The following is a 23,126-nucleotide window of genomic DNA, read 5'->3' on the forward strand; positions in this document are numbered from 1 at the left end:
CCAAAGGGCTTTATCGTTTCGTTTTATTTCTCCCCCTTTAGGGGGCTGGGGGGTTAATAATTCAAATTCGGCCCCAACCAGCGCTCAACCGTTTCTACCGACATATTTTTACGCTTTGCATAATCCTCAATCTGATCTTTGCTGATTTTATTCAGGCCAAAATACCTTGATTGCGGGTGCGCAAAGTAAAAACCACTTACCGACGCAGCTGGCATCATCGCGAGGCTTTCAGTCAAGTGCATATGGGCATTGTCCTCCGCTTTGAGCAGATCAAAAAGGGTAATCTTTTCAGTATGCTCGGGGCAGGCCGGATAACCCGGTGCCGGGCGGATGCCCTGGTATTCCTCTTTTACCAATTCTTCGTTGGTCAGATCTTCGTTAGCAGCATAACCCCAGTATTCTTTACGTACCAGCTCATGCATTTTTTCGGCAAAGGCTTCAGCCAGGCGGTCGGCAATTGCTTTGGCCATGATGCTGTTATAATCGTCGTGATCCTGCTCGTACTTAGCTACCAACTCGTCGCAGCCTATACCTGTGGTTACCGCAAAACCACCAAAGTAGTCCTTAACTCCACTTTCCTTTTCGGCAACAAAATCTGCTAAGGCATAATACGGCTCGCCTTTTACTTTTTCTGATTGCTGTCTAAGGGTATGAATACGGGTAAGCACTTGCGTGCGGGTTTCATCAGTATACAACTCAATATCGTCGCCAACGGTATTGGCCGGCCAGAAACCAATTACGCCGTTTGCCTGCAACAAGTTATTGTCTACAATCTCTTTCAGTAATTTCTGTGCATCGTCGAATAACTTCTTTGCCTCATCGCCCACAAATTTATCTTCAAATATCTTTGGATAACTGCCCCGCAGTTCCCAGGTATGGAAAAACGGCGTCCAGTCGATATACGGAACCAGCTCGGCCAGTGGAAATGCTTCAAATACCTTAGTGCCGGTAAAGGCGGGCTTTGGCGCCACTTTATCCAGATCTATCCTGAATTTATCAGCACGGGCCTGCTCAATGGTGACAAAGCGCTTATCAGACTTTTTATTGGCGTGGGCCTCCCGGGCTTTGGCATATTCATCTTTTATGCCCTGGATGTATTCGTCGCGGCCTTCTTTGTTCATCAGGTTGCTGCATACGGTCACGCTGCGCGATGCGTCCAGCACGTGTATGGCCGGACCAGAGTAATTAGGTGCGATTTTAACCGCGGCGTGAATACGTGAAGTGGTTGCCCCGCCCACAATCAGCGGAATAGTGAAGCCTTCGCGCTCCATCTCCTTGGCAAAGTGAACCATCTCGTCCAGCGACGGCGTGATCAATCCGCTCAGGCCAATAATATCTACCTGTTGTTTCTTAGCTTCGTCTATGATCTTTTGAGCAGGTACCATCACGCCCAAATCAATAACTTCAAAGTTATTACAAGCCAGTACCACACCTACAATGTTTTTGCCGATATCATGTACATCGCCCTTTACAGTTGCCATTAATACTTTACCGGCATTGGCCCGACTAGCGCTAGCGTCGCCGCCTTCAGCTATCATTTTTGCCTTTTCAGCTTCGATGAATGGCAGCAGGTAAGCCACGGCTTTTTTCATTACCCGGGCCGATTTTACCACCTGCGGCAGGAACATTTTACCGGCACCAAACAAGTCGCCCACAATATTCATCCCATCCATAAGCGGGCCCTCAATCACATCCAGCGGGCGAGGATATTGCTGACGCGCTTCTTCCACATCGGCATCCAGGTACTCAATGATGCCTTTTACCAAGGCATGCGATAAGCGCTCGGTAACAGGGCCTTTGCGCCATTCTTCATCACGCACTACCTCTTTACCCTTGCTTTTCACGGTGTCGGCATACTCCACCAAACGCTCGGTAGCATCAGGGCGACGGTTCAACAACACATCCTCTACCAGTTCAAGCAACTGCTTGTCAATCTCTTCATAAACCTCGAGCATACCGGCGTTTACGATACCCATATCCATACCTGCTTTGATGGCATGAAACAGGAAAGCCGAGTGCATAGCCTCGCGCACCACGTTATTACCACGGAACGAAAAGGAAATATTACTCACACCACCGCTTACCTTGGCGTGCGGTAAGTTTTGTTTGATCCAGCGAGTAGCTTCAATAAAGTCAACTGCGTAGTTATTGTGTTCTTCCAGACCAGTCGCTACAGTAAGGATATTTGGGTCGAAGATGATATCCTGCGGTGGAAAACCAACTTCATTCACCAGGATGTCGTACGACCGTTTACAGATCTCAATACGGCGCTCGAGCGAGTCGGCCTGACCGGTCTCGTCAAAAGCCATAACCACGGTTGCGGCGCCATAGCTTAATATTTTGCGGGCATATTCTTTAAACTTGTCCTCGCCTTCTTTCAGGGAGATAGAGTTCACGATGCCTTTACCTTGTATACATTTTAAACCGGCTTCAATAACCGACCACTTTGACGAGTCGATCATGATAGGCAGTTTAGCGATATCCGGCTCAGACGCTACCAGGTTCAAAAACTTCACCATTACGGCTTCAGAGTCGATCATCCCCTCGTCCATATTGATATCAATTACCTGGGCGCCACCTTCTACCTGCTGGCGGGCCACAGTCAGGGCCTCTTCGTAGTTCTCGGCCAAAATCAGTTTCGAAAACTTTGGCGAACCGGTAATATTGGTACGCTCACCCACATTCACAAAAATGCTTTCGGGTGTAATGGTTACCGCTTCTAAACCGCTTAAACGCATGTGGGGCTCAACCTCGGGCACCAAACGCGGCGAATATTTGACAGCGCGCTCGGCCATGCAACGGATATGGTCGGGCGTGGTGCCGCAGCAGCCACCAACAATGTTCACCAGTCCGGCCTGCATAAAATCATCAATCTGGTGAGCGGTTTCGTGCGGGGTTTCGTCGTACTGACCAAACTCATTAGGCAAACCGGCGTTAGGATAGGCCGAGATAAATACATCGGCTTTTTCAGAGAGCTCCTGAATGTGCGGACGCATTTCGCGGGCGCCTAAAGCACAATTCAAACCAACCGACAGTAAGTTGGCGTGACGTACCGAGTTCCAGAACGCCTCCACGGTCTGCCCTGAAAGGGTGCGCCCCGAAGCATCAGTAATGGTACCTGATATCATAATCGGCAAGTGCTTGCCGGATTCCTGGGCATATCTGTCTGCAGCAAACAGCGCTGCTTTTGCGTTTAGTGTATCAAAAATGGTTTCAATCAGCAGTAAATCCGCACCGCCGTCAACCAAACCACGTATCTGGTCGTAATAAGCATTGGCCAGATCATCGAACGTAACAGCGCGATAGCCTGGGTCATTCACATCGGGGGATAAAGAAGCAGTACGATTTGTCGGACCCACGGCACCGGCCACGAAGCGTGGCTTATGTGGTTCCTTAGCTGTAAATTCATTTGCTACCTCGCGCGCTAACCGTGCACCCTCATAGCTCAGTTCATAAGCCAACTCCTCCATTTTATAATCAGCCAGTGATATAACCTGGGTGCTGAAGGTGTTGGTTTCAATGATATCGGCCCCGGCATTAAGGTATTCGGCATGGATAGCCTTGATCACATCCGGGCGGGTTATATTCAGCAGGTCATTATTACCCTGCAGGTCGGTAGGATGATCTTTAAATCGCTCCCCGCGAAAATCCTTTTCAGTTAATTGGTACCGCTGGATCATGGTACCCATTGCACCGTCAATAATAAGAATGCGCTTTTTTAATTCGTCTTTTATATTCATTGTTGAGATGTGAGATATGAGATGTGAGATATGAGATGAAATTCTCGTAATCGCCATCCAATCTGCAATTAACACTTGTAGAAGCTTAATAAAAACATGGAATAAGAAACCAAATGCGGTCCCATATCTCACATTTCATATCTCACATCTAAAAGAGCCTTATAAAGAAAATCGGTTGTGTTATTGACTTTCACTTATCCGTCTCATCTGCCAGCTTGCAGAATGAGTAGAATGTAGCACCTTGTAAAGCTACAGGTTGCTAAGACATCGCCGGGTCCAATCCCTCCGTCTTTCTCTATAAGCAGCGCAAAGTTGCGCAAAAAGTTAGTAATAAACAAGTCACATTCGGCCCTCTAAATCTCCCCCGGTAGCGGAGACTTTTTGATTGATATTTTAACCTGCTCTTCCGAGGGGGCTGGGCTGAGGCTATGCGTTGGCCAGCTGTTTTATTTGCTTAACACCTGCGGCCTGCATGGTTAAATGGCCATTGTAAACACCTCCGGCTTCAACCAATAAAGTTACCGTAGCAATGTCGCCGGTGGCCTTAATTTCAAGCGATTCTACCGTGATATTGCCCTGTACGGTACCGTAAACCACCATTTCTTTAGTGACTACGTTGCCGGTTATCAGGCCCTTTTCGCCCAAAATCAGGCCTTCAGCTACCTGTACGTCTCCATCTATCTGTCCGTCAATACGTGCCACTGCCGGGGCGGTTAAGCTGCCGCCTACAACACAATCCGCGCTTATAAGTGTAGCTATCGCGTGGAAATCTAAAGCTGCTTTATCTTTCTTCGAAAAAACGCCCATCGGTTGTGATCAATTATTAAGGGTGAGAAATTTAACCGGATTTACAGGCTTTCCGTCTTTACGTACTTCATAATGCAAGTGATTACCGGTTGAGCGCCCTGTCGAGCCAATCTCGCCTATTTTATCACCCACAGATACCTGCTGCCCAACACGGCAGGTTATACGTGATAAGTGCCCGTATAAGGTTTCGTAACCATTTGAATGAGCCACGCGCACACAGTTACCGTAACCACCCATCCACCCGGTAGATACCACGCGGCCGTTAGCTGTAACACGGGCCGCATCGCCCCGTTCGCCCCTAAAATCAATGCCCGGATGAAACTCAGCGTGCTCACTATTGAACGGATCGCTTCGAAAACCAAAGCTTGAAGTCATGGAGCTTATCTTGGGGTAGCCCATCGGCGTAAATGCAACAGCGTTAACTACATGGGTAAGGTAATCGTTATACGCCATGTAAACTTCTTTATCAGTTAGTTTACCGGTAGCTGCATTAGCGTCTCCGCCAACCGCCTTGGTCGAAAAGCCGCGTAATCCGCGTTTTCGAAGATAATCGTTAATATTTTTAAGTTTTGATTCTATCGCCTGGATATAGGTCTGGGCTGTCAGCTTTTCGCTTTGCTTTTGCAGTTCAACCGGAATCTGGCCTTTTAAACTTACAATTTGTTTAAGCAACAATTGCTTCTCTTGTTCTTGTTGCTGTATATTGTTACGTAATAAAAATATTGAACCTACTAAAAGTGCAATCATGCCAACTAAACCAATTGCATAATATTTTAAATGGGCGAGGTGGCGCGTACGTATCTGGATGGTTTTAGTACCCTGTTTGTTTTTATTTAAGATAACAATGGTACTAACGTCTTTTTGCTTAACTTTCATTTATGACTTAACAATTAGGGGCTTGCAATTTAAAAAAAGGCGTCTAACAAACAATATTAATTTTAAAACAATTGATTGTTTAGTTTGTATTGCCCTTTGTCAGCAAGATGTTATTATTACGAATTTTAAAACAGTGTTGTTGTCGATTTATTATTTTTGCAGACAATTTAATTTTAGAATTAATACACACCATATGATGTATCCAGAATATTTAGTAACCCCAATGCGCGAAGAACTTACCCGCGTTGGTTTTGAAGAGTTGAAAGACGCCGATGCCGTAAAAAACGCTATCGAGAGCGAAGGCACCGTGTTTGTGATGGTAAACTCTGTTTGCGGCTGCGCTGCGGCTAACGCCCGCCCTGCTGCACGCATGGCTGCCCAAAACGGCAAACACCCTGACAAACTGGTAACCGTTTTTGCAGGTATGGAAAAAGATGCGGTTGACACTGCACGTAACTACATGTTGCCTTACCCACCATCATCGCCGGCTATGGCTTTATTTAAAGACGGCAAATTGGTACACATGATCGAGCGTCACCAAATTGAAGGCCGCCCTGCACAAATGATTGCTGATAATTTGATCGGTGCATTTGAGCAGTATTGCTAGTTAGAGATTAGTGATTAGAGATTAGTTGACTATCTTCTAGAAATAAGAAAGCCCGCTTTTTGCGGGCTTTTTTTGTGGATTGTCATCCTGAATGTAATGAAGGATCTTATACGCCATGTCGAGCTAATCGCTTTCATAAGATTGTTTACTGCGTTCAGGATGACAGCCGGTGCTAAAATTGATCATCAGCCGTAACAAAATCCCACCAAAGGCGTCTTACAGTTTTTAGCCAAAAACCACTACATTCGCTTAATAACTGATTGAATATTCCCATATGAAAAAAACCACTTTATCTGGCCTTATTGCCGGGATGGTTATTGTCGCAGGCGTGGGCCCGGCAATGGCCCAGGCACCCAAAAAAGCCGAGAGCCCGGAAATGAAGATTTACCGCGCTACGCCAACCCGTATCAATGATTTGATACACACCAAGCTTGATGTACGTTTTGATTACAAAAAACGCTACCTGTATGGCAAAGAATGGGTTACATTGAAACCCCACTTCTACCCTACCGATACGCTTCGCCTGGACGCCAAAGGCATGGATATCAAAAACATATCCATTGTTAAAAATGGCAAAAACATTCCGCTAAAATATCAATATCAGGATAGCCTGAGCCTGGCCATTACGCTGGATAAAGTTTATCATAATAACGAAAACTATACAGTATACATCGACTATACCTCAAAACCTAACGAGCTGCACGTTAAAGGCAGCGCGGCTATAAACGATGCTAAGGGTTTGTACTTCATCAACCCTGACGGTATTGAAAAGGACAAGCCAACCCAGATCTGGACGCAAGGCGAAACCGAAAGCTCATCATGCTGGTTCCCGACAATTGACAAGTCAGAACAAAAAACCACCGACGAGATAGCCATGACCGTACCCGCTAAATACGTTACGCTATCAAACGGTCGCCTTGCTTCGCAAAAAGTAAACGGCGATGGCACCCGTACCGATGTCTGGAAACAGGAACTACCGCATTCGCCATACCTGTTTATGATGGCTGTGGGCGATTTCAAGATCTATAAAGACAAATGGCGCAACAAAGAGGTCAACTACTACCTGGAGCCCAAATATGCGCCTTATGCCAAAGAAATCTTCGGTCAGACACCCGAGCTGATCGAGTTTTACTCAAAAACCCTGGGTGTTGATTTCCCATGGTACAAATATTCGCAAATTGTGGTACGCGACTATGTGAGCGGCGCTATGGAAAACACCTCGGCCACCCTGCATGGAGAGTACGTGCAGCTAACCCACCGCGAGCTAATTGATGCAAACTATGACGCCGGCCGCAGCACTATTGCACATGAGTTGTTTCACCAATGGTTCGGCGACTTGGTTACTGCCGAAAGCTGGAGCAATTTGACCGTCAATGAGTCGTTTGCCGATTTTAGTGAGATGCTTTGGGCCGAGCATAAATACGGCCAGGACGAAGCCGACGCCCACAGCTACGTAGCTATGCAAAACTACCTGGCTAACCCGGCTAACAAAACCAAAGACCTGGTGCGTTTCCATTACGACGATAAAGAAGATGTGTTTGACGCTGTGACCTATCAAAAAGGTGGCCGCATTTTGAATATGCTGCGTAATTATTTAGGTAAGGATGCTTTTTATAAAGGCTTAAACATATACCTGAAAACAAACGCCTTTAAACCAGGCGAAGCACAGCAATTACGTCTTGCCTTAGAAGACGCCAGCGGCCGCGACCTCAACTGGTTCTTTAACCAATGGTATTACGGCCATGGCAACCCTAAGTTAAAGATCAGCTATGCTTATGATGCTGCTGCTAAAAAAGAGACAGTTTATTTAGAGCAAACTCAGGATGGCAATGCCTTTATATTGCCTATGGCTATTGACATTTATGCGGGAGGTAAAAAAGTACGTCATAACGTTTGGATGAACGATAAAGCCGACACGTTAACCTTTACATCGGCTACAAAACCCGACCTGGTTAATGTTGACGGCGATAAAGTTTTATTAGCCGAAAAACGCGATGCCAAAACATTGGACGAATACGTATTTCAATATTTCAACGCACCGTTGTACCTTGACCGTTTTGAAGCTATTGACCGGGCTACGTCTGAACAAGGCGACGCCGGCGCCCGCAAAGTGATGATTGCGGCGCTGAAGGACAAATACTACGGCCTGCGTATTAAAGCTATTAAAGGCTTGAATATGGGTAATGACGATGTGCGCAACGCCGCTCAGCCTGTACTGATGTCGTTAGCGCAAAACGATCCGAATACATTGGTTCGCGCGGCAGCTATTACGGTGTTAGGTCAGTTGAAAGCGTCAGGTATGCTGCCAACTTTTAAAGAAGCGTTAAAAAGCGAATCGTACGCGGTACAAGGCGCTGCTTTAACAGCTATCGCACTGCAAGACCCACAAACTGCCGTTAGCCAGGCCAAAGCTTTTGAGAAAGACAATAAAGGCGCACTAACTTTAGCCTTGATACACGTTTATGCAACCAGCGGAAGCGACGCCGAGTGGCCGTTTGTTTACAACAAATTCACCGAGGCAGAGATTCAGGGTAAATTTAACATGATCAGAGAGTTTGCTGCAATGACTGGTAACGTTAAAAGACCAGAATATGCTCAGCAAGGCATCACTGCAATTAAAGAAACCGCCATTAAATACAAAATGTATGGTGTTGCCGCTCCGCTGAAAGTAATGCTGCAGCAAATCAAGGAGAAACGCACCGCCATGGGCGATACCGCGTCAGCCGAGGCTGTTGACAAAGCAGTTGCTGAAATTGGCAGTTAATTGTTAAATATTTAGCTATTAGAAAGGGAGGCCGTGATGGTCTCCCTTTTTTTGTTTGATGACAACCGGCTTATATTGTTTTGTTTCACTTAAAAGTGAAACACTTTGAAACACCTTTTTATGATAAATATCTGTTAGTAAGTTAGTTAACTAAAAATAGTGAAACACTTTGAAACAGTAGTAATAGTTTAGATAGTTTTTGTAAATATCTATATTATAAGTATTTAAACTATTTTAATGTGCTTGTTGCTTTTTGAGTGAAACAGCCTGGCATGAAACACCTTATTAAAAGTCATTTTATTGTTTCATAGAGCTTCAATTTCTTGACACCCTAATCTTCATATTCCTGAACTGCACGACATCGCCGTGATCTTGCAGCAGGATGCGGGTGGGTGTCTTAACTGCAAAGCCCGGGACATTTTTATATTTACTCCGGGCAACGGCCGCTTTCAGCTCGTCGCTACCTAAATCATAACTTACAATTTTTGCACCGTTTAGCCAATGTTCCACATGATTGCCCTGTACAATAATGCGCGACTCATTAAACTCACCCGCGGGCTTTAGCTTTTTAGCGTCGTTGGGAGCTATGAGAAAATATAATGAACCGGTAGCGTGAAGCGGACCATTTTGCAACACATCAGGGTGCCGCTCATCGTCAACCAGTTGGTACTCGAAACCAACCGGGCTGGTGCCGTCATCGCCCATATACATTTTTGTGCCGGGATTATTTTGGCGTTCCTGAAAGAAATAGTAAACACCACTATTGCCACCCTGAGCGATAGCCCACTCAAAGCGCAACTCAAAATCAGTGAATTTTTCATCAGTCATCAAATCGCCACCGCCGGTGCGTGGGCGGCCGGTGCCTTTGGAGTTTTTGAGGCAGCCGTTTTCAATGCTCCAGCCTTTCGCCGGGTTATCTTCGGGATAGTAACTGCGCCAGCCGCTTAAAGTCTTGCCATCAAAAAGCAGTTTCCAGCCATCAGCTTTTTCGGCCGCCGAAAGAGTATTAACGGCTTGGCCTCTTACAGAAAGAGCGCTAAAAACCATGAGCGCAAAAACAATTATTTTGCTGCAGAATGCAATAGTATTCTTCATTGAGATAACAGGTTTATGGCAGAAATATACTGCAAGATAGCGTCTGCATTTTTTATTTTGCAAATTTTAACACTTTAATAATCAAGTGTTAAAAAAGTTAAATATTTAGGATCAGGCACCGGGTGCATGTAATTTGCACTGTCAAATATAACCTTACAGCCCTACTACCTGCTATGTCTAAAACAGTTTTCATGTTTACTATCGCGGTGCTGATTGCCGGCATCGCGAACGCACAGCGGACCATCGACAGACCGCTAAAAGTAAAAATCATTAACACACCCAAAAATTTCGACATTACCTTAACGCTTGATAGTACCATCGACCCCAAAAGAGTATGGTTTCAATATTATGATGGCAAGAATAATATTTTACTACCTGATACTTTGACCGGCAAAAGGGTGGTTGTAATCCGCCGTGAATTTTATTCAGAGATGGCCTCATTTACCGTCAACTATCTTGATTCGGCTAAGCATGGCTATCGTTTTGAGTTTTTGATTAGCGATAAACCGGCATCATTTACGGTAAAGCACATACCAAACGAGGAACATTTACTAAGCTACACTAACTTAAAAAATGCAATACCCACCGAAGATTCGGTTGTAAATAAAAGCTGGGCGCACCGTGTGGCCTTTATGAAAAAATATTCTGACCCGAAAGAGAATGCCGAAGCCGATCTTTTCCTGAAACAAAACACAGAATTTTACAAGAGCGATTCGCTAAAAAAAGTGTTTGCCGGCTTTATGAAGCACTTTCAGCAGTTAGATATGGATTGGATGAAAACCTATCGTAACGATTATTTTTCATTCTGGTATTTTAACAATCGCGTTGCCGACGTTAGCGGTTTTGATGGCGACAAAGCACATCTGCAACAACAGCTTGATTTTTACAGAAACACATTCCCGACTAAGTTCACCAACAGTGTTGAAGGCAAATGGATGATCAAAAAATTTGAGGACAGGATACATGGTATCCCGATAAAGACGGGCGATGACGCACCTATCTTTACCCTTAAAACCATCGACGGCAAAAAGATCAACCTCAATCAATTTAAAGGCAAATATGTGTTGCTTGATTTTTGGGCCACCTGGTGCGCGCCGTGTATGGCCGAAATGCCTTTTATCAAAGATATCCGTAAAAAATATCCCCCCGAAAAATTGGCCATCATCGGTATAAGCGACGACATCAATTCAAAAGCAATGAAAGAGGTAATCAAAAAAGAACACATGACCTGGTTCCATTATCAGGATGAGGACAAGACCATGCGTGAGCTTTACCAGGTAAGTGCAATCCCGATGTTGTTTTTAATAGATAAAACAGGCAAGCTATTATATAAAAGCGATCTTGAGCATTCTGATGCAGACAGGCTGCCCCAAGTACTGAGCACATTAAATTAAATGCGCCACAGGCCACCTAAATGTTAAAAACGTTAAATCACTAGGAATTCACCATCATACAGCCTAATTTGGTATATCAACCCAAAAACATGAAAGCACTTATCCTGACTTTGAGTATCGTGGGCTTAGTATCGGCAGCCAAGGCACAGCAAACTACAGATAAATTATTACCATCGCAGAAAGTACCGGCCTGGCAGCAGTCGTTTGATAAACAGTTATCATTAGGTAACCCTTTGACGTCGCAGCCAGAAGCTAAATCTAAGTCAACAGACGTCCATCAATTAGTAGCCGTTGAAGTAACCGATCACATGCCTATAGCCAAACCGGCAAACACAGATAAGGCAATGCCTATTATAAGGACCGACAGAACTGCTTACAATATGCCTATCGTTGGTAAAAAGTCTATAGATAAGGAAAACTCAATTGCTAATACCGCACAGCCCTGAACGATGTTATACTTTGCCCGATTTTAGTTTATGTCCGGCAGTAGCAAAGTATAATATTACCACATAACAAGGTACCATAACCCAGTAACCGTGCGTGGCTGCCATGCTTTTCGGCTGCCCGGCGTTTGTCAGTTTATCCACAATAAATCCGTACAGTAGCGGTATGAGGGCTCCGCCAGATATGCCCATAATGAGGAATGACGAGCCGATTTTGGTGAACTTGCCCAGGCCTTTTATAGCCAGCGGCCATAAAGCAGGCCACATTAAGGCATTGGCTAAACCCAGCAAGGAAATAAATAATACCGACTGTACACCCGTAGTAAATATAGCGCACAACGAAAACAGGATACCGATGACAGCCGACATCCTTAACGCCTTTTCCTGCGATATAAATTGGGGTATGGCAATGATGCCTGCTATGTAGCCCAGTATCATGCCTACCAAAGTACAGGTGGTGAAGAATTTTGCCGATGACAGCTCAATACCCTGGCTTGCGCCATAGCTGATCACCGAGTCGCCGGCCATAACTTCAACGCCTACGTAAAGAAAGAGCGCCAATGCTCCTACTAACAAATGCGGAAATTGGAATATACTGGTTTTGGCTGTAGCGGAAGGCGTCTTATCGGCCGGACCATCTTTTTCGGTGTCAATTTCGGGCAGTGATGAAAAATAAATGAGCACAGCCAGAACAACCAAAACGGCCAATATGATGAGATACGGCAATATTACACGATGGGCCAAAGCGTTGAGTTCTGCCTGTTTATCTGCAATACTTAGGGTTAATAATTTTTTTTGCAGCGTATCGGCATCTTTTAAGGTAACGGCTCCTAAAATTATGGGAGCCAAAGAGCCAGCCACCTTATTAAAAATACCCATAATGCTGATACGTTTGGCCGCGCTTTCAATTGGACCCAGAATGGTGATATAAGGGTTAGAGGCTGTTTGCAGAATAGCTAAACCGGTGCCTTGTACAAATAACCCGGTTAAAAATAGTGCATAGGTGCGGGTTACCGCTGCCGGCACAAAGATTAAAGCACCAACACCCATAATGAGCAGGCCCACAGCCATCCCATTTTTAAAACCGGTTTTCTTTAAAACCCAGGCCGACGGAATTGCCATAACCAGGTACGCAATATAAAAAGCAAAGGCTACCAGGTACGACTCGAAGTTATTAAGCTGGCAGGCTATTTTAAGGTACGGAATTAAAACCGAGTTGAGCCAGGTTACAAATCCGAAAACAAAAAACAGGGCCCCTATAATATAAATTGGACTTATACTCTTACCGCTTTTTGCGGCAGTTGTGGTACTGGTGGCGCTCATTGCAATAACTTTATTTTAATTTTCCGGAAGATAGTGAAAATTGAATAATGGTGTATAATTAACACTAAGTATTTTAATAATGAGATCTTATTATAACGCATTGCGAGTAGAGTGTGGCTCTTTTCACATATTTGTGGAGCATCCCTGTTTGTGCAGATCATTCCGCTCAATCGCCGCGGGTTGGCTTTGTTCTTTTGCTTGACCAAAAGAACCAAAAGTCAAGTCATCTGTGACACTTCTTTGCGCTCTAAGGCCATTGCCCTGCAAAGCAAGTAAAACCTGGGCAGGGGCCTGTTGCGCCTCTACGCGCCATGCCATCGCTTCAGCCAACATTCCCGACAGCCCAGCAGCCACACTTGGCCACCATTGTTTTACCTGCTTTCGCCTGAAGCTGCACAGCTGACAATACCACACACTGAACCTTATACCCAAATTATGAATTAAAAAAGAGCGTAAAGGCCTGCCAATCCACCGGGCCGGGAGTATGGCCTGTGCGGCAGAAGCGATTGGATTGGCTTGATTTATTCACGAGTTATTTATTTGTTGGTGTGAATGAGATCGCTGCGCTAAGTATTTGGTTCTTTTCATCAAGGAAAAGAATAAAGCCAACCCACGGCAATTGAGCGGGACGATCTATAAATAATGGAGGCTCATCAATGAGTGCAAAAAGCACCAGACACTAAAAATCTTTATTCAGCAACTTCTCCAGTTCGGCAAAGCTGATATTCATTTTAACCTTACCTTGTTTAGCGTAAGATATCTCGCCGGTTTCTTCAGATACAATAATGGCAGTAGCTTCGTTAGCCTCAGTTACGCCAATGCCGGCACGGTGGCGCAAACCAAACTGCGGCGGCAGGTCGACTTTATCGGTTAAAGGCAAAATGCAGCTGGCCGATTTGATCTTGTTCTCGGCGATAACGACGGCTCCGTCATGCAGCGGGCTGGTTTTTTGAAAAATACTTTCCAATAATCGTTTTGATATTTTGGCGTCTACTACCTCGCAGCTGTTCTGGTAAAACTGCTCGTCATAGTACTTGGCAAAAACAATTAAAGCACCAGTACGGGTTTGTTTAAGCGATTTACAGGCATCAATAATAGGTTTAATGCGGGCGTAGTTGTTTTTTTCGGCCTGCGCCTTACCAAAAAAATATCGCCACCAGGCTTTGTTGCGTTGTAACGAGGCGCTCTTACCTACTAAAAGTAAAAACCGCCGTATCTCTTGCTGAAATACCACCACTATAATAATTACAGCAACATCCTTAAAGTACCCCAATATTTCGGTAAGCAATTGCATCTGCAGCAATTTCACCACAAAATAAAGCGAGTAGATTACCGCCATGCCCAATAAAATGTTAACAGCAATGGTGCCGCGTATCAGGTTATACAACTGGTATATCAGAAAAGTAACCAGCAGTATATCCAGTATGTTAATGGGGGTGATTTTAAACAGACTAAGATCTAAACTGTGCATGCAACTAAGTTAATATTTAGCTGCGAGATTTGGGATACGAGTTTTGAGATAGAACTACTCTTTACATCCAAATGGTATTTATGGGATGTACGGGCCGCCGGGAACGCCCCAACCCCATTTAGGCATTGGCGCGTCTGCCGGCTCATTAGTTTCGGCCATATCTGAATTGATAACGGCAATACGGGTTCCCCATTCCAGGTAAGCTAAAAAAGCCGATCGAAATTCAGGATCATCAGGTAATTGCAATTCATCGGCGGTTTGTAATAACAGCTCCATCCAGCGTTTGCGGTGTGCCTCACTAAGATGCTTTGACAGATGCTTTTGGATCATCTTAAAATGGCTGCCTTCAGATTCGCTATATATCTTAGGCCCGCCTAAAACTTCGGCCACAAAGTGGGCAACATGCAATCTGTGCTCGGCCGACATGTGTTTAAATACGGGCTCCAGAATATCGTCAGCCAGAACTTTGTCATAAAACTGATCAAAAAGCGTAACAAAGGCGGGCATACCACCGGCCCAGTCATATAGCGTCGGCACAGTCGGTTTGTTACTTTCCATCCTGATTATGTTTTTCTCGCTTCGTGCTTTTTCGGGAAAAGCAACGAGGCCACAACACTTATAACCAATATACCTAAAATAATTAACAGCGAGCGGCCGGTAGTTAAACCTATATGCTCGACATAGTTTGCCAGCAACATTTTAAGGCCGATAAAGGCCAGTAATACAGCCAGCCCAACTTTAAGGTAATGAAACTTGTCGATAATATTTACCAGCAAAAAGAACATGGAGCGCAGCCCCATAATGGCAAAAATATTAGAGAAAAATACAATGTAGGGATCTTTGGTTACAGAGAAGATAGCCGGTATAGAATCGACAGCAAAAACCAGGTCAGTAACCTCAATAATAAGCAATACCAAAAACAAAGGCGTGATAAACTTCTTTTTGTTGATCGTCACAAAAAATTTATTGCCCTGAAATTTAGGGGTAACCGAAAAGTATTTCGAGGCAAGTTTAACTACCCGGTGATTTTCAGTGTCGATGCTTTCTTCCTGGTTACGGTTAATGAACATGCTAACGCCGGTATAAACCAGGAATGCCCCAAACAGGTAAAGCACCCAATGGAACCGCTCAATCAGCGCCGCACCCACAAAGATGAACAGAAAGCGCATCACCACAGCGCCGATAATGCCCCAAAGCAAAACCTTGTGGTAGTATTTTGACTGCACGCCAAAAGCAGTAAATATCAGCACCATGACAAAGATATTATCCACCGACAGCGCATATTCTACCACATAGCCCGTAAGGAATTCTAAACCCAGGTTTTTTTGATATAGGTTCAAACTTCCCTGAAAATCATTCGGGTTTAACTTTAATTGATGTAAATGCCGAATGTTAATTTCCTGCAAAGCAGAAAAACTGTCAATGTGATGCAGGAGATGACCATAGTTCAATATCAGCAGATAAAAACCAAGGGCGAAAACCACCCAGACGGCACTCATAAAGCCGGCCTGCTTAAGGCTCACCGGCTTATCTGACTTACCAAAAAGGCCCAGATCGGCAGCCATCATAATAAAGATGAAAACCAGGAAAGCTGCTATAAATAAAAGTTCGTTTGTCACTATTTGTTGCGTTCTGTTGTGTATCTTACCAATTGCTCAAGGCCTTGCCGTGCGCTGCCATCGGGGAATGAATTAAGTATCTCAAAAGCCTCGTCGCGGTATTTCTTCATTTGGGTTTCGGCATATTGCAACCCACCCGTCCGGTTCACAAAACTAATGATGACGCCAATCTTTTCAAGATCGTCATTATGATTTTTCACCAGGTTAATGATATGCTTTTTCTCGTCGGCCGCACAATTGTTTAGCGCGTAGATGAGCGGTAATGTTACTTTTTTTTCTTTAATATCTATCCCCAGGGGTTTGCCAACATCATCCGTGCCAAAATCAAACATATCGTCCTTAATCTGAAACGCTATGCCGATTTTTTCGCCAAATAATCGCATTTTTTCGATAGTTGCGTCATCTGCACCGGCCGAGGCGGCGCCACATGCGCAGCAAGCTGCAATGAGCGATGCTGTTTTTTGACGGATAACATCATAATAAACAGGTTCGCCTATATCCATACGGCGGGCTTTTTCCATCTGTAGTAATTCGCCCTCACTCATCTGCTTTACTGCTTCTGATACGATCTTGAGCAACGCGAAATCGCCATTATCAATGGATAGCAATAAACCTTTCGACAACAGGTAATCACCCACCAAAACAGCTATCTTGTTTTTCCATAAGGCATTGATTGAGAAAAATCCGCGGCGCTGATAAGAATTGTCTACGACGTCGTCATGTACTAAAGTAGCGGTATGCAATAGCTCAACCAGGGCCGCTCCACGGTGGGTAGCCTCATTTATACCGCCACAAAGGCTCGCCGAAAAAAATACGAACATGGGGCGTATTTGCTTGCCTTTACGTTTTACGATATAGTGGGTAATACGGTCAAGCAAAGGTACTGAGCTACGCATAGAGGCCTTAAAGCGCTCTTCAAAAACGTCAATATCGGCAGCAATGGGTTGTTTGATCTCGTTGATGCTCAGCATTAAAATAGATAGCGTTTTACTGAGCCAAACTGCCTGTTTGGCTAACGGCAACAAACATAAGCCAAAAAAACTTTATCTGCATTGCCCTGTATAAATTTTGATCATAATTAAACCATCGGGCATATTATACACTCTATAATATACACACATGAAAGTTACAGCAAGGCTGTGACAAAGTGGTATTATAGTTTTTGGTTATTTTTTGTAAAAGCGGGATGCTGAAAAGTGTTCCGTTTTTTTTTTATGTGATGACATGCAATATTATTTTACATTTGCAGGCTGTTTTTTTCAATGAATTAAAGCGTGCAGGTTGCAAAACCCGGTAGCTAATGAAGCATTGAACAAAACCAAAATACGGAGAGGTGTCTGAGTGGTCGAAAGAGCACGCCTGGAAAGTGTGTATACGTCAAAAGCGTATCGAGGGTTCGAATCCCTCCCTCTCCGCAAATTTCTTTTAAGTAATTAAAAGATCGGAATTAATATATGCTTAACAATAGCCTGTTCAGGATTTAGAATTTGATTTTACGCCTGCTTTTGGTTGTTAAATTTCATTATGGTAGAGGCGCCAGTCCCAAGCCCATCGCTTTTAATTTCAAACGTACCCGAATGACTTTCGATAATCACTTTGCAGTTGTAAAGCCCTAAACCCGTTCCGCTTTCTTTTGTAGTAAACCCTCTTTTAAATAAGTTGCCGGCCGTTTCCTGATCGAAGCCGGCCCCGTTATCTATAACTTTCAGCTCGGCTCCGGTGTCAATCGTTCTCAATGTTATGGTTATATATTTTTCCCGAGCAGCGAGGTCAATGGCTTCTATGCTATTTTTTAAAACATTGAGCATCACCTGCATGAGTTTGGTTTTGTCACCTTTAACCACGTGGTTCCCCGGCTGTATATTTATTTTAAGTTGAATTCCCTTTTTTTCCATGGAGGCAGTTAACATAGCCCGGCAATCATCAATAATATAAGCAAGATCGACGGGTTTTCTTTCCATCGTACCTTCGCGGCCTTTTACAAATTGCCTTTGAATATTTAAAATATCCTGTATATGCGTAACGATACTTAAAAGTTCATGAACGGCGGTGTTTATTTCGTCATGTGTTTCTGTCTGTGTTTTTGTAAGGCTATCCGTTATAGTAACAAGTGCGTGTGCTTTGTCGGTGCCTATTGATGGGGCAATTGCAGCTTCCTGAGCTTTTACAAACAAGCACAGATTTTTTAGGGCACCGGTCACATTTTTATCCATTACGCGGTTTATACGGTTAAGATGCGCACCAAAACCTACTAAGGCATTGCCTATATCGTGCAATACTTCAGATGCGATTTCAAATTTACCCTGAGCTATAGCTTTTTCTAATTCGGCCTCTTTTTGCTGAGTAAGCTGTTCGTTCAATCTTTTTAAATCTTCTGTTTGCGCATTAAGCGCTACAGACTGCTCATAAAGTAATCTGGCCGATTCTTCAAGCTCTTGATTACGCTGTGCCATATCTTTCAATATTTCTTCACGCTCGCGTAACGCATTTTTCATTTCGGTGATATCACGGTTTATACCAAGTAAACCAATCACAACACCCCGGTGGTCTTTAACGGGTATCTTGGTTGTTAAATTCCATTTTATTTCATTGGTTTCTGCGTTCACAAATTGCTCTTCGTGGTTAATCAGAGAGCGGTCCAGACGCATAAGTTGCTGTTCATCTTCAAAAAATTGAGCAGCTTCGTCCGGATGACAATCAAAATCGGTTTTTCCAATAAGCTCACTTGGTGACTTAAAACCTCCGTTTAGCGCCACCGGCGTGTTGCATAAAATAAACCGGCTCTGAGCATCTTTCAAATAAATTTGATCAGGCAGATTTTCAATTAGCAGACGAAATAAATTTTGCTGGCCAAAAGGTGAGTCGACGTCAAGTTCAGGCTGTTGGTTTGACACAGCAGCCGCACCCTTTATCAACTTTTCTGCCAAGTTATTTTCGTTCATAACAGTAGTTGATTTTATAAAGGAAGACTTATGGTAAATGTCGCACCTGGCTGATTCTTAACGGCGATCGATCCGCCGTGAGCCTCAACATATTGTTTAACTATGGCAAGCCCCAGCCCGGTACCGCCTGCTTTGCACTTGGTAACAAAAGGATCAAATAGCGTGTTGATAATTTCAGCAGGTATGCCGGGGCCATTATCTGATATGGAAAGCGTAACAGAATCACCAACCTTTTGGGCAGAGATGTAGATATAACCGCCGGTTATTTTATGATCACGTAATACATCTATGGCATTATTAACCAGGTTACTTATTACCCTTCTCAATTTACTTTCATCTGCACATATTATAATTTCTCCGGCGATATCTACATTTATATGAGTGGATGACATGCCGTCCCGGCCTTCTGCGAGCGTAATAGCTTCGGCAACAACTTTATTCAGGGTGATAGGTAATTTTGTAATAGGCTTATTATTAATAAAATCTAAAAAATCATCAAAAATTTCAGAAGCCTGTTCGGCAGACTGATCTATCAGGTCTATCAGATCGCTGTCATCAGCATCATGTCTCATCATGCTTGTTATCAGCTTTATGTTTTTTATGGGTGTTCTCAGATCATGCATTACCATGCCGATAACCTGGCCTACGGTAGACAATTTTTCCTTTTGTAAAAGCTTCTCATTTAACTCAGCGTTCCTGATAGCTTGTGCCGCATTTTGCACAAACAGCTTTAACAGATACATCTTTTCCGTTTTAAGCTTCCCTTGTTTTTTTAATATTGCGAACACCGAATATTTATCCATTCGCGCAAGGATAAGCTCATCAATCTGTATAACCTCGTCTTGTTGCAAATCGACACTTTTTACTCTTGAAATCAGCTCGTCGACATTTAGCTTTTCTGTTAATGCGCCGATAGACAATATTTTTTCGTAAGTAAAATCTGCATGAAGTTTGCCTATTAAAGCCATATCGGTATCTAACGAACCGGCAAGCTGATCAAGGATATTTTTTAACAATGAGTTGAGCTGATTTTTGTCAAGCCCTATTGATGCGATAGATTCAATTAACTTTTCAAGGTTACGCAGCTTGTTATAATCAGTAACCGCTTTTGTAGCTAACTGTATAATTTCTTCCGGGGCGTACGGTTTACAGTGATAGCCAACATTTTCGCCCGCCTGCTCAATGATTTCATCGATCGAGCAATCGCTATAAGCGGTAATAAATATAATTTCAGCTTTGATGTCATACTTCCTTATCTCAATGGCTGTTTCCAATCCGCTCCAGCCAGGCATGCGCATATCCAATAAAATAACGGCATAAGGGTGCCCACCTTCAACGGCTTTTTTAACCATTTTTAAACCCTCCATGCCATTAGATGCTTTGTCAACACTAAAGGCCGGAATACTCGGAGTGCGTGTTGTCAGCAAGGGTTTCGGCGCATCGAATAAGATGTTGAAAGCGTCGTTTAGGGTTTCCTGATCTTCAAATGATGACCGCGGTACTAAAATGTCTTCGATATTGTCGCGCACCATTTCTTCATCATCAATTATTAGCACGGAGGTATTAATCTGGTTCATAATTAGGGGGATTATATAATGTTATAGCATTAACGTTTTTAAACGAAACACTTATTTAATTTGTTACAGATTTTAGAATTATAGATTGGCTTTGTTTCGAAATTCGCACTAATATAAACTTTGAGTAAGAAAAATTAGCTATAAATAAAACTTTTTGGCGATGGCTAAACTGGCGCGTATTGCCGCGTTTACTGCGTAAATTTTAACTGTCAATTAACACGCACGAAACTGTGCGCCTTTGGGAACAAAAGCTTAACCCATAGCAACGATTGAAGGAAACTATTGAATAGCCGGGCTAATGAATATCTTTTATTAAATAAACTATACCCACGGCAACCAGTCCGCCCACAACGGATGCAATGATATCATTCCAGTCAAATACGCGGCCCGGCATCCATATTTGTGCAAACTCATATAGTACTAGTCCCATCACAGCAAAAACAGCCGACCACATAGTTTGCCGCATGGTTAATGGATACTTAATGAGCCCATAACCAAATATAAAAAGAAGTGCTGCGGTAAAATTGGGCAGGCAACCCGCAATAGGCGAATGCTCCTCAAACAGATAGTGCCTGAACTTCAACTCCTGAATGATGATAAAAATAACAATTAAAATAAAAGTTGCGATAAAGGCTCGGCGTTGCATAATCTAATTTACTTAAAATCAGAAGCTTTGCAAATAAAGGTATCATTATTTTTAGACTTAAAATTTAAACCGCTAAAACTGCCTAAAGACAAAAAAAAACAAAAAACACTTGCGCAAGCAAATACTTGCCTTTATATTTGCAAGCACTTACTTGCATATATAGAATGAAAGCACGCAGAGACGTTTACCAGGCCATAGCCGACCCTACCCGCAGGGCCATTGTAGATATGCTGGCCAATCAGCCGCATAATATGAATGCCATTGCGCATCAGTTTGAAATGACCCGTCAGGCCATATCACTCCACGTAAAAATTTTGGCCGACTGTGGCTTAGTGAAAATGAAACGCGAAGGCCGCGAACAGATCTGCGAGGCCAAACTGGATGCTTTAAGCGAGGTGGATGAATGGGTAGGTAAATACCGCAAGCATTATGAAGACAAACTCGATAAACTGAACCGATACTTACAGACGCTAAAAAAAGAAAAAAATGAAAGACATAACAGATAACAACATAACCGATCGTGAATTACTGATCACCAAATTGCTGGATGCCCCGGTTGAACTGGTTTGGGAGGCTTGGTCCAATCCCGAACATATATGTAACTGGTGGGGACCAGATGGCTTTACTTGCACTATTAGCAAAATGGAACTGCGCCCCGAAGGCGAATGGCACCTGGTGCTGCACGGCCCGGATGGTATCGACTATAAAAACCGTAGCATTTTTAAAGAAATCATCCCCCAACAAAAAATAAGTTACTGGCATGAAAGTGCGCCGCATTTTATGGGGACTATAACATTTGAAGACCGCGGCGAACAAACTTTTTTAACGTGGCGAATGCTGTTTGACACTAAAGAAGAGTTTATACAAACTGTGAAAGTGTTCAAGGCAGACCAAGGTTTGAAACAAAACGTCGTAAAATTACAGGAGTATCTCAACAGTATGAAATCATAAACACCCTGACTATGAAACAGCAATTTTTAATATCACTACTTTCATTATTTGCGGTGATGCCCGCCACAGCGCAACAGGCTTCAAAATCAGTGCTCCCAACATCTGGCCATGCACCGGTTAACGGTATACAAATGTATTATGAGATTCATGGTTCGGGCGCTATCCCACTGGTAATGATTCACGGTGGCGGTTCAACTATTGAGACCAGTTTTAGCAAACTATTACCCCTCATGGCTCAGCATTACAAAATTATTGCTGTCGAACTGCAAGCCCATGGCCGTACCACCGACAGGCCTAAATCAGAATCATTTATACAGGATGCGGACGACGTGGCGGAGCTGCTTAAATATCTGCATATACCGAAGGCCAATATTCTAGGCTTTAGCAATGGTGGCAGTACAGCTTTACAGATCGCGATACGCCATCCGCAGGTGGTTAATAAAATCATTGCTATATCAGCAGCTACTAAGCGCGGTGGTTTAATTGACGGTTTCTTTAAAGGATTTGATGGCGCCAAACTGGCCAGCATGCCTAAACCTTTGCAAGATGGCTATCTAAAATTTAACAAAGGCGATAAAAAAGGCCTGCAAAATATGTTTAACCGCGATGTTGGACGTATGAAAACTTTTCACGACTGGCCCGACGGCGATTTGAAACATATTAAAGCTCCCACACTTGTCATTTCTTCAGACCAGGACGTGATCAAACCTGAGCATACTTTTGAGCTGGCAAGGCTTATTCCGCATGCGCATGCCATGATTTTGCCTGGCCCGCATGGCGCTTTTTTTGGCGAGATTTGCACACCGCATCCTGATGCCAAAATGATTGCGGGTTCGGCTTTGCTGTTACAAAGTTTCCTCGACAAATAATA

19 protein-coding genes, 1 tRNA gene and 1 riboswitch are annotated in these 23,126 nt (G+C 43.7%); of the genes, 8 read left to right on the forward strand and 12 right to left on the reverse strand.

Annotation, left to right across the window (positions count from 1 at the left end; all coding sequences use genetic code 11):
* Nucleotides 1–53 precede the first annotated feature (53 nt).
* The 3 genes from metH to ACFS5N_RS08265 form a co-directional block, all read right to left on the reverse strand.
* A complete protein-coding gene (gene metH, locus ACFS5N_RS08255; protein ID WP_377184156.1) occupies nt 54–3,740 on the reverse strand; it encodes a methionine synthase in 3,687 nt (1,228 codons plus the stop codon).
* 191 nt (nt 3,741–3,931) lie between these two features.
* A riboswitch (SAM riboswitch) is annotated at nt 3,932–4,044 on the reverse strand.
* A 122-nt stretch (nt 4,045–4,166) separates the two neighbouring features.
* On the reverse strand, nt 4,167–4,547 hold the full coding sequence (locus ACFS5N_RS08260; protein WP_377184158.1) for a bactofilin family protein: 381 nt from the start codon (nt 4,545–4,547) through the stop codon (nt 4,167–4,169).
* 9 nt (nt 4,548–4,556) lie between these two features.
* Nucleotides 4,557–5,423 carry a M23 family metallopeptidase gene (locus ACFS5N_RS08265; protein WP_377184160.1) on the reverse strand — a complete coding sequence of 289 codons (867 nt, stop codon included), beginning with the start codon at nt 5,421–5,423 and terminating at the stop codon, nt 4,557–4,559.
* Between the two features lie 196 nt (nt 5,424–5,619).
* On the opposite strand from ACFS5N_RS08265, the gene ACFS5N_RS08270 reads away from it, so the two are divergent.
* Both ACFS5N_RS08270 and ACFS5N_RS08275 read left to right on the forward strand, forming a co-directional pair.
* On the forward strand, nt 5,620–6,030 hold the full coding sequence (locus tag ACFS5N_RS08270; RefSeq protein ID WP_377186531.1) for a BrxA/BrxB family bacilliredoxin: 411 nt from the start codon (nt 5,620–5,622) through the stop codon (nt 6,028–6,030).
* Between the two features lie 274 nt (nt 6,031–6,304).
* Nucleotides 6,305–8,794: a M1 family aminopeptidase gene (locus tag ACFS5N_RS08275; RefSeq protein WP_377184162.1), complete on the forward strand. Its 2,490-nt coding sequence runs from the start codon at nt 6,305–6,307 to the stop codon at nt 8,792–8,794.
* A 315-nt stretch (nt 8,795–9,109) separates the two neighbouring features.
* Here the strand turns inward: ACFS5N_RS08275 and ACFS5N_RS08280 are convergent, their stop codons facing one another.
* Nucleotides 9,110–9,889, reverse strand: coding sequence for a 3-keto-disaccharide hydrolase (locus tag ACFS5N_RS08280; RefSeq protein WP_377184164.1), 780 nt, complete (start codon nt 9,887–9,889; stop codon nt 9,110–9,112).
* A gap of 173 nt (nt 9,890–10,062) precedes the next feature.
* Here ACFS5N_RS08280 and ACFS5N_RS08285 point away from each other — a divergent pair, with 173 nt between their 5' ends.
* Complete coding sequence (locus ACFS5N_RS08285) at nt 10,063–11,283, forward strand: TlpA family protein disulfide reductase (RefSeq protein ID WP_377184166.1); 1,221 nt, start codon at nt 10,063–10,065, stop codon at nt 11,281–11,283.
* Between the two features lie 89 nt (nt 11,284–11,372).
* The gene (locus ACFS5N_RS08290; RefSeq protein WP_377184168.1) at nt 11,373–11,729 is read left to right on the forward strand and encodes a hypothetical protein; all 357 of its coding nucleotides are present in this window, start codon (nt 11,373–11,375) and stop codon (nt 11,727–11,729) included.
* Nucleotides 11,730–11,735: 6 nt separating this feature from the next.
* On the opposite strand, the gene ACFS5N_RS08295 is transcribed toward ACFS5N_RS08290, so the two are convergent.
* The 5 genes from ACFS5N_RS08295 to ACFS5N_RS08315 form a co-directional block, all read right to left on the reverse strand.
* On the reverse strand, nt 11,736–13,049 hold the full coding sequence (locus tag ACFS5N_RS08295; RefSeq protein ID WP_377184170.1) for a sugar MFS transporter: 1,314 nt from the start codon (nt 13,047–13,049) through the stop codon (nt 11,736–11,738).
* A gap of 679 nt (nt 13,050–13,728) precedes the next feature.
* Nucleotides 13,729–14,520, reverse strand: a complete 792-nt coding sequence (gene cdaA, locus ACFS5N_RS08300) for a diadenylate cyclase CdaA (protein WP_377184172.1) — start codon at nt 14,518–14,520, stop codon at nt 13,729–13,731.
* A gap of 78 nt (nt 14,521–14,598) precedes the next feature.
* Complete coding sequence (locus ACFS5N_RS08305; protein WP_377184174.1) at nt 14,599–15,078, reverse strand: group II truncated hemoglobin; 480 nt, start codon at nt 15,076–15,078, stop codon at nt 14,599–14,601.
* A gap of 5 nt (nt 15,079–15,083) precedes the next feature.
* Nucleotides 15,084–16,139, reverse strand: a complete 1,056-nt coding sequence (locus ACFS5N_RS08310; RefSeq protein WP_377184176.1) for a TerC/Alx family metal homeostasis membrane protein — start codon at nt 16,137–16,139, stop codon at nt 15,084–15,086.
* Entirely contained in the window at nt 16,139–17,110 is a 972-nt protein-coding gene (locus ACFS5N_RS08315) for a polyprenyl synthetase family protein (RefSeq protein ID WP_377184178.1), read from the reverse strand. The genes ACFS5N_RS08310 and ACFS5N_RS08315 overlap by 1 nt, the downstream gene beginning before the upstream one ends.
* Nucleotides 17,111–17,466: 356 nt before the next feature.
* Between ACFS5N_RS08315 and ACFS5N_RS08320 the strand changes: the two genes are divergently transcribed.
* A tRNA-Ser gene (locus ACFS5N_RS08320) sits at nt 17,467–17,554 on the forward strand.
* 78 nt (nt 17,555–17,632) lie between these two features.
* Here the strand turns inward: ACFS5N_RS08320 and ACFS5N_RS08325 are convergent.
* The 3 genes from ACFS5N_RS08325 to ACFS5N_RS08335 form a co-directional block, all read right to left on the reverse strand.
* Nucleotides 17,633–19,081 (reverse strand): PAS domain-containing sensor histidine kinase, encoded by a 1,449-nt coding sequence (locus ACFS5N_RS08325; protein WP_377184180.1) that lies wholly within the window; start codon nt 19,079–19,081, stop codon nt 17,633–17,635.
* 14 nt (nt 19,082–19,095) lie between these two features.
* On the reverse strand, nt 19,096–20,658 hold the full coding sequence (locus tag ACFS5N_RS08330; RefSeq protein ID WP_377184182.1) for an ATP-binding protein: 1,563 nt from the start codon (nt 20,656–20,658) through the stop codon (nt 19,096–19,098).
* Between the two features lie 295 nt (nt 20,659–20,953).
* Nucleotides 20,954–21,304: a VanZ family protein gene (locus ACFS5N_RS08335; protein ID WP_377184184.1), complete on the reverse strand. Its 351-nt coding sequence runs from the start codon at nt 21,302–21,304 to the stop codon at nt 20,954–20,956.
* Nucleotides 21,305–21,468: 164 nt separating this feature from the next.
* On the opposite strand from ACFS5N_RS08335, the gene ACFS5N_RS08340 reads away from it, so the two are divergent.
* From ACFS5N_RS08340 to ACFS5N_RS08350, 3 genes are read left to right on the forward strand one after another with little or no spacing between them, the layout of a single operon-like run.
* Nucleotides 21,469–21,810 (forward strand): ArsR/SmtB family transcription factor, encoded by a 342-nt coding sequence (locus ACFS5N_RS08340; protein ID WP_377184186.1) that lies wholly within the window; start codon nt 21,469–21,471, stop codon nt 21,808–21,810.
* Nucleotides 21,791–22,255 carry an SRPBCC family protein gene (locus ACFS5N_RS08345; protein ID WP_377184188.1) on the forward strand — a complete coding sequence of 155 codons (465 nt, stop codon included), beginning with the start codon at nt 21,791–21,793 and terminating at the stop codon, nt 22,253–22,255. Before ACFS5N_RS08340 ends, ACFS5N_RS08345 begins: the two co-directional genes overlap by 20 nt.
* 11 nt (nt 22,256–22,266) lie before the next feature.
* A complete protein-coding gene (locus ACFS5N_RS08350) occupies nt 22,267–23,124 on the forward strand; it encodes an alpha/beta fold hydrolase (RefSeq protein ID WP_377184190.1) in 858 nt (285 codons plus the stop codon).
* Nucleotides 23,125–23,126: the final 2 nt, after the last annotated feature.

This window comes from Mucilaginibacter ximonensis (assembly GCF_042686265.1).
Taxonomy (GTDB): Bacteria; Bacteroidota; Bacteroidia; order Sphingobacteriales; family Sphingobacteriaceae; genus Mucilaginibacter; species Mucilaginibacter ximonensis.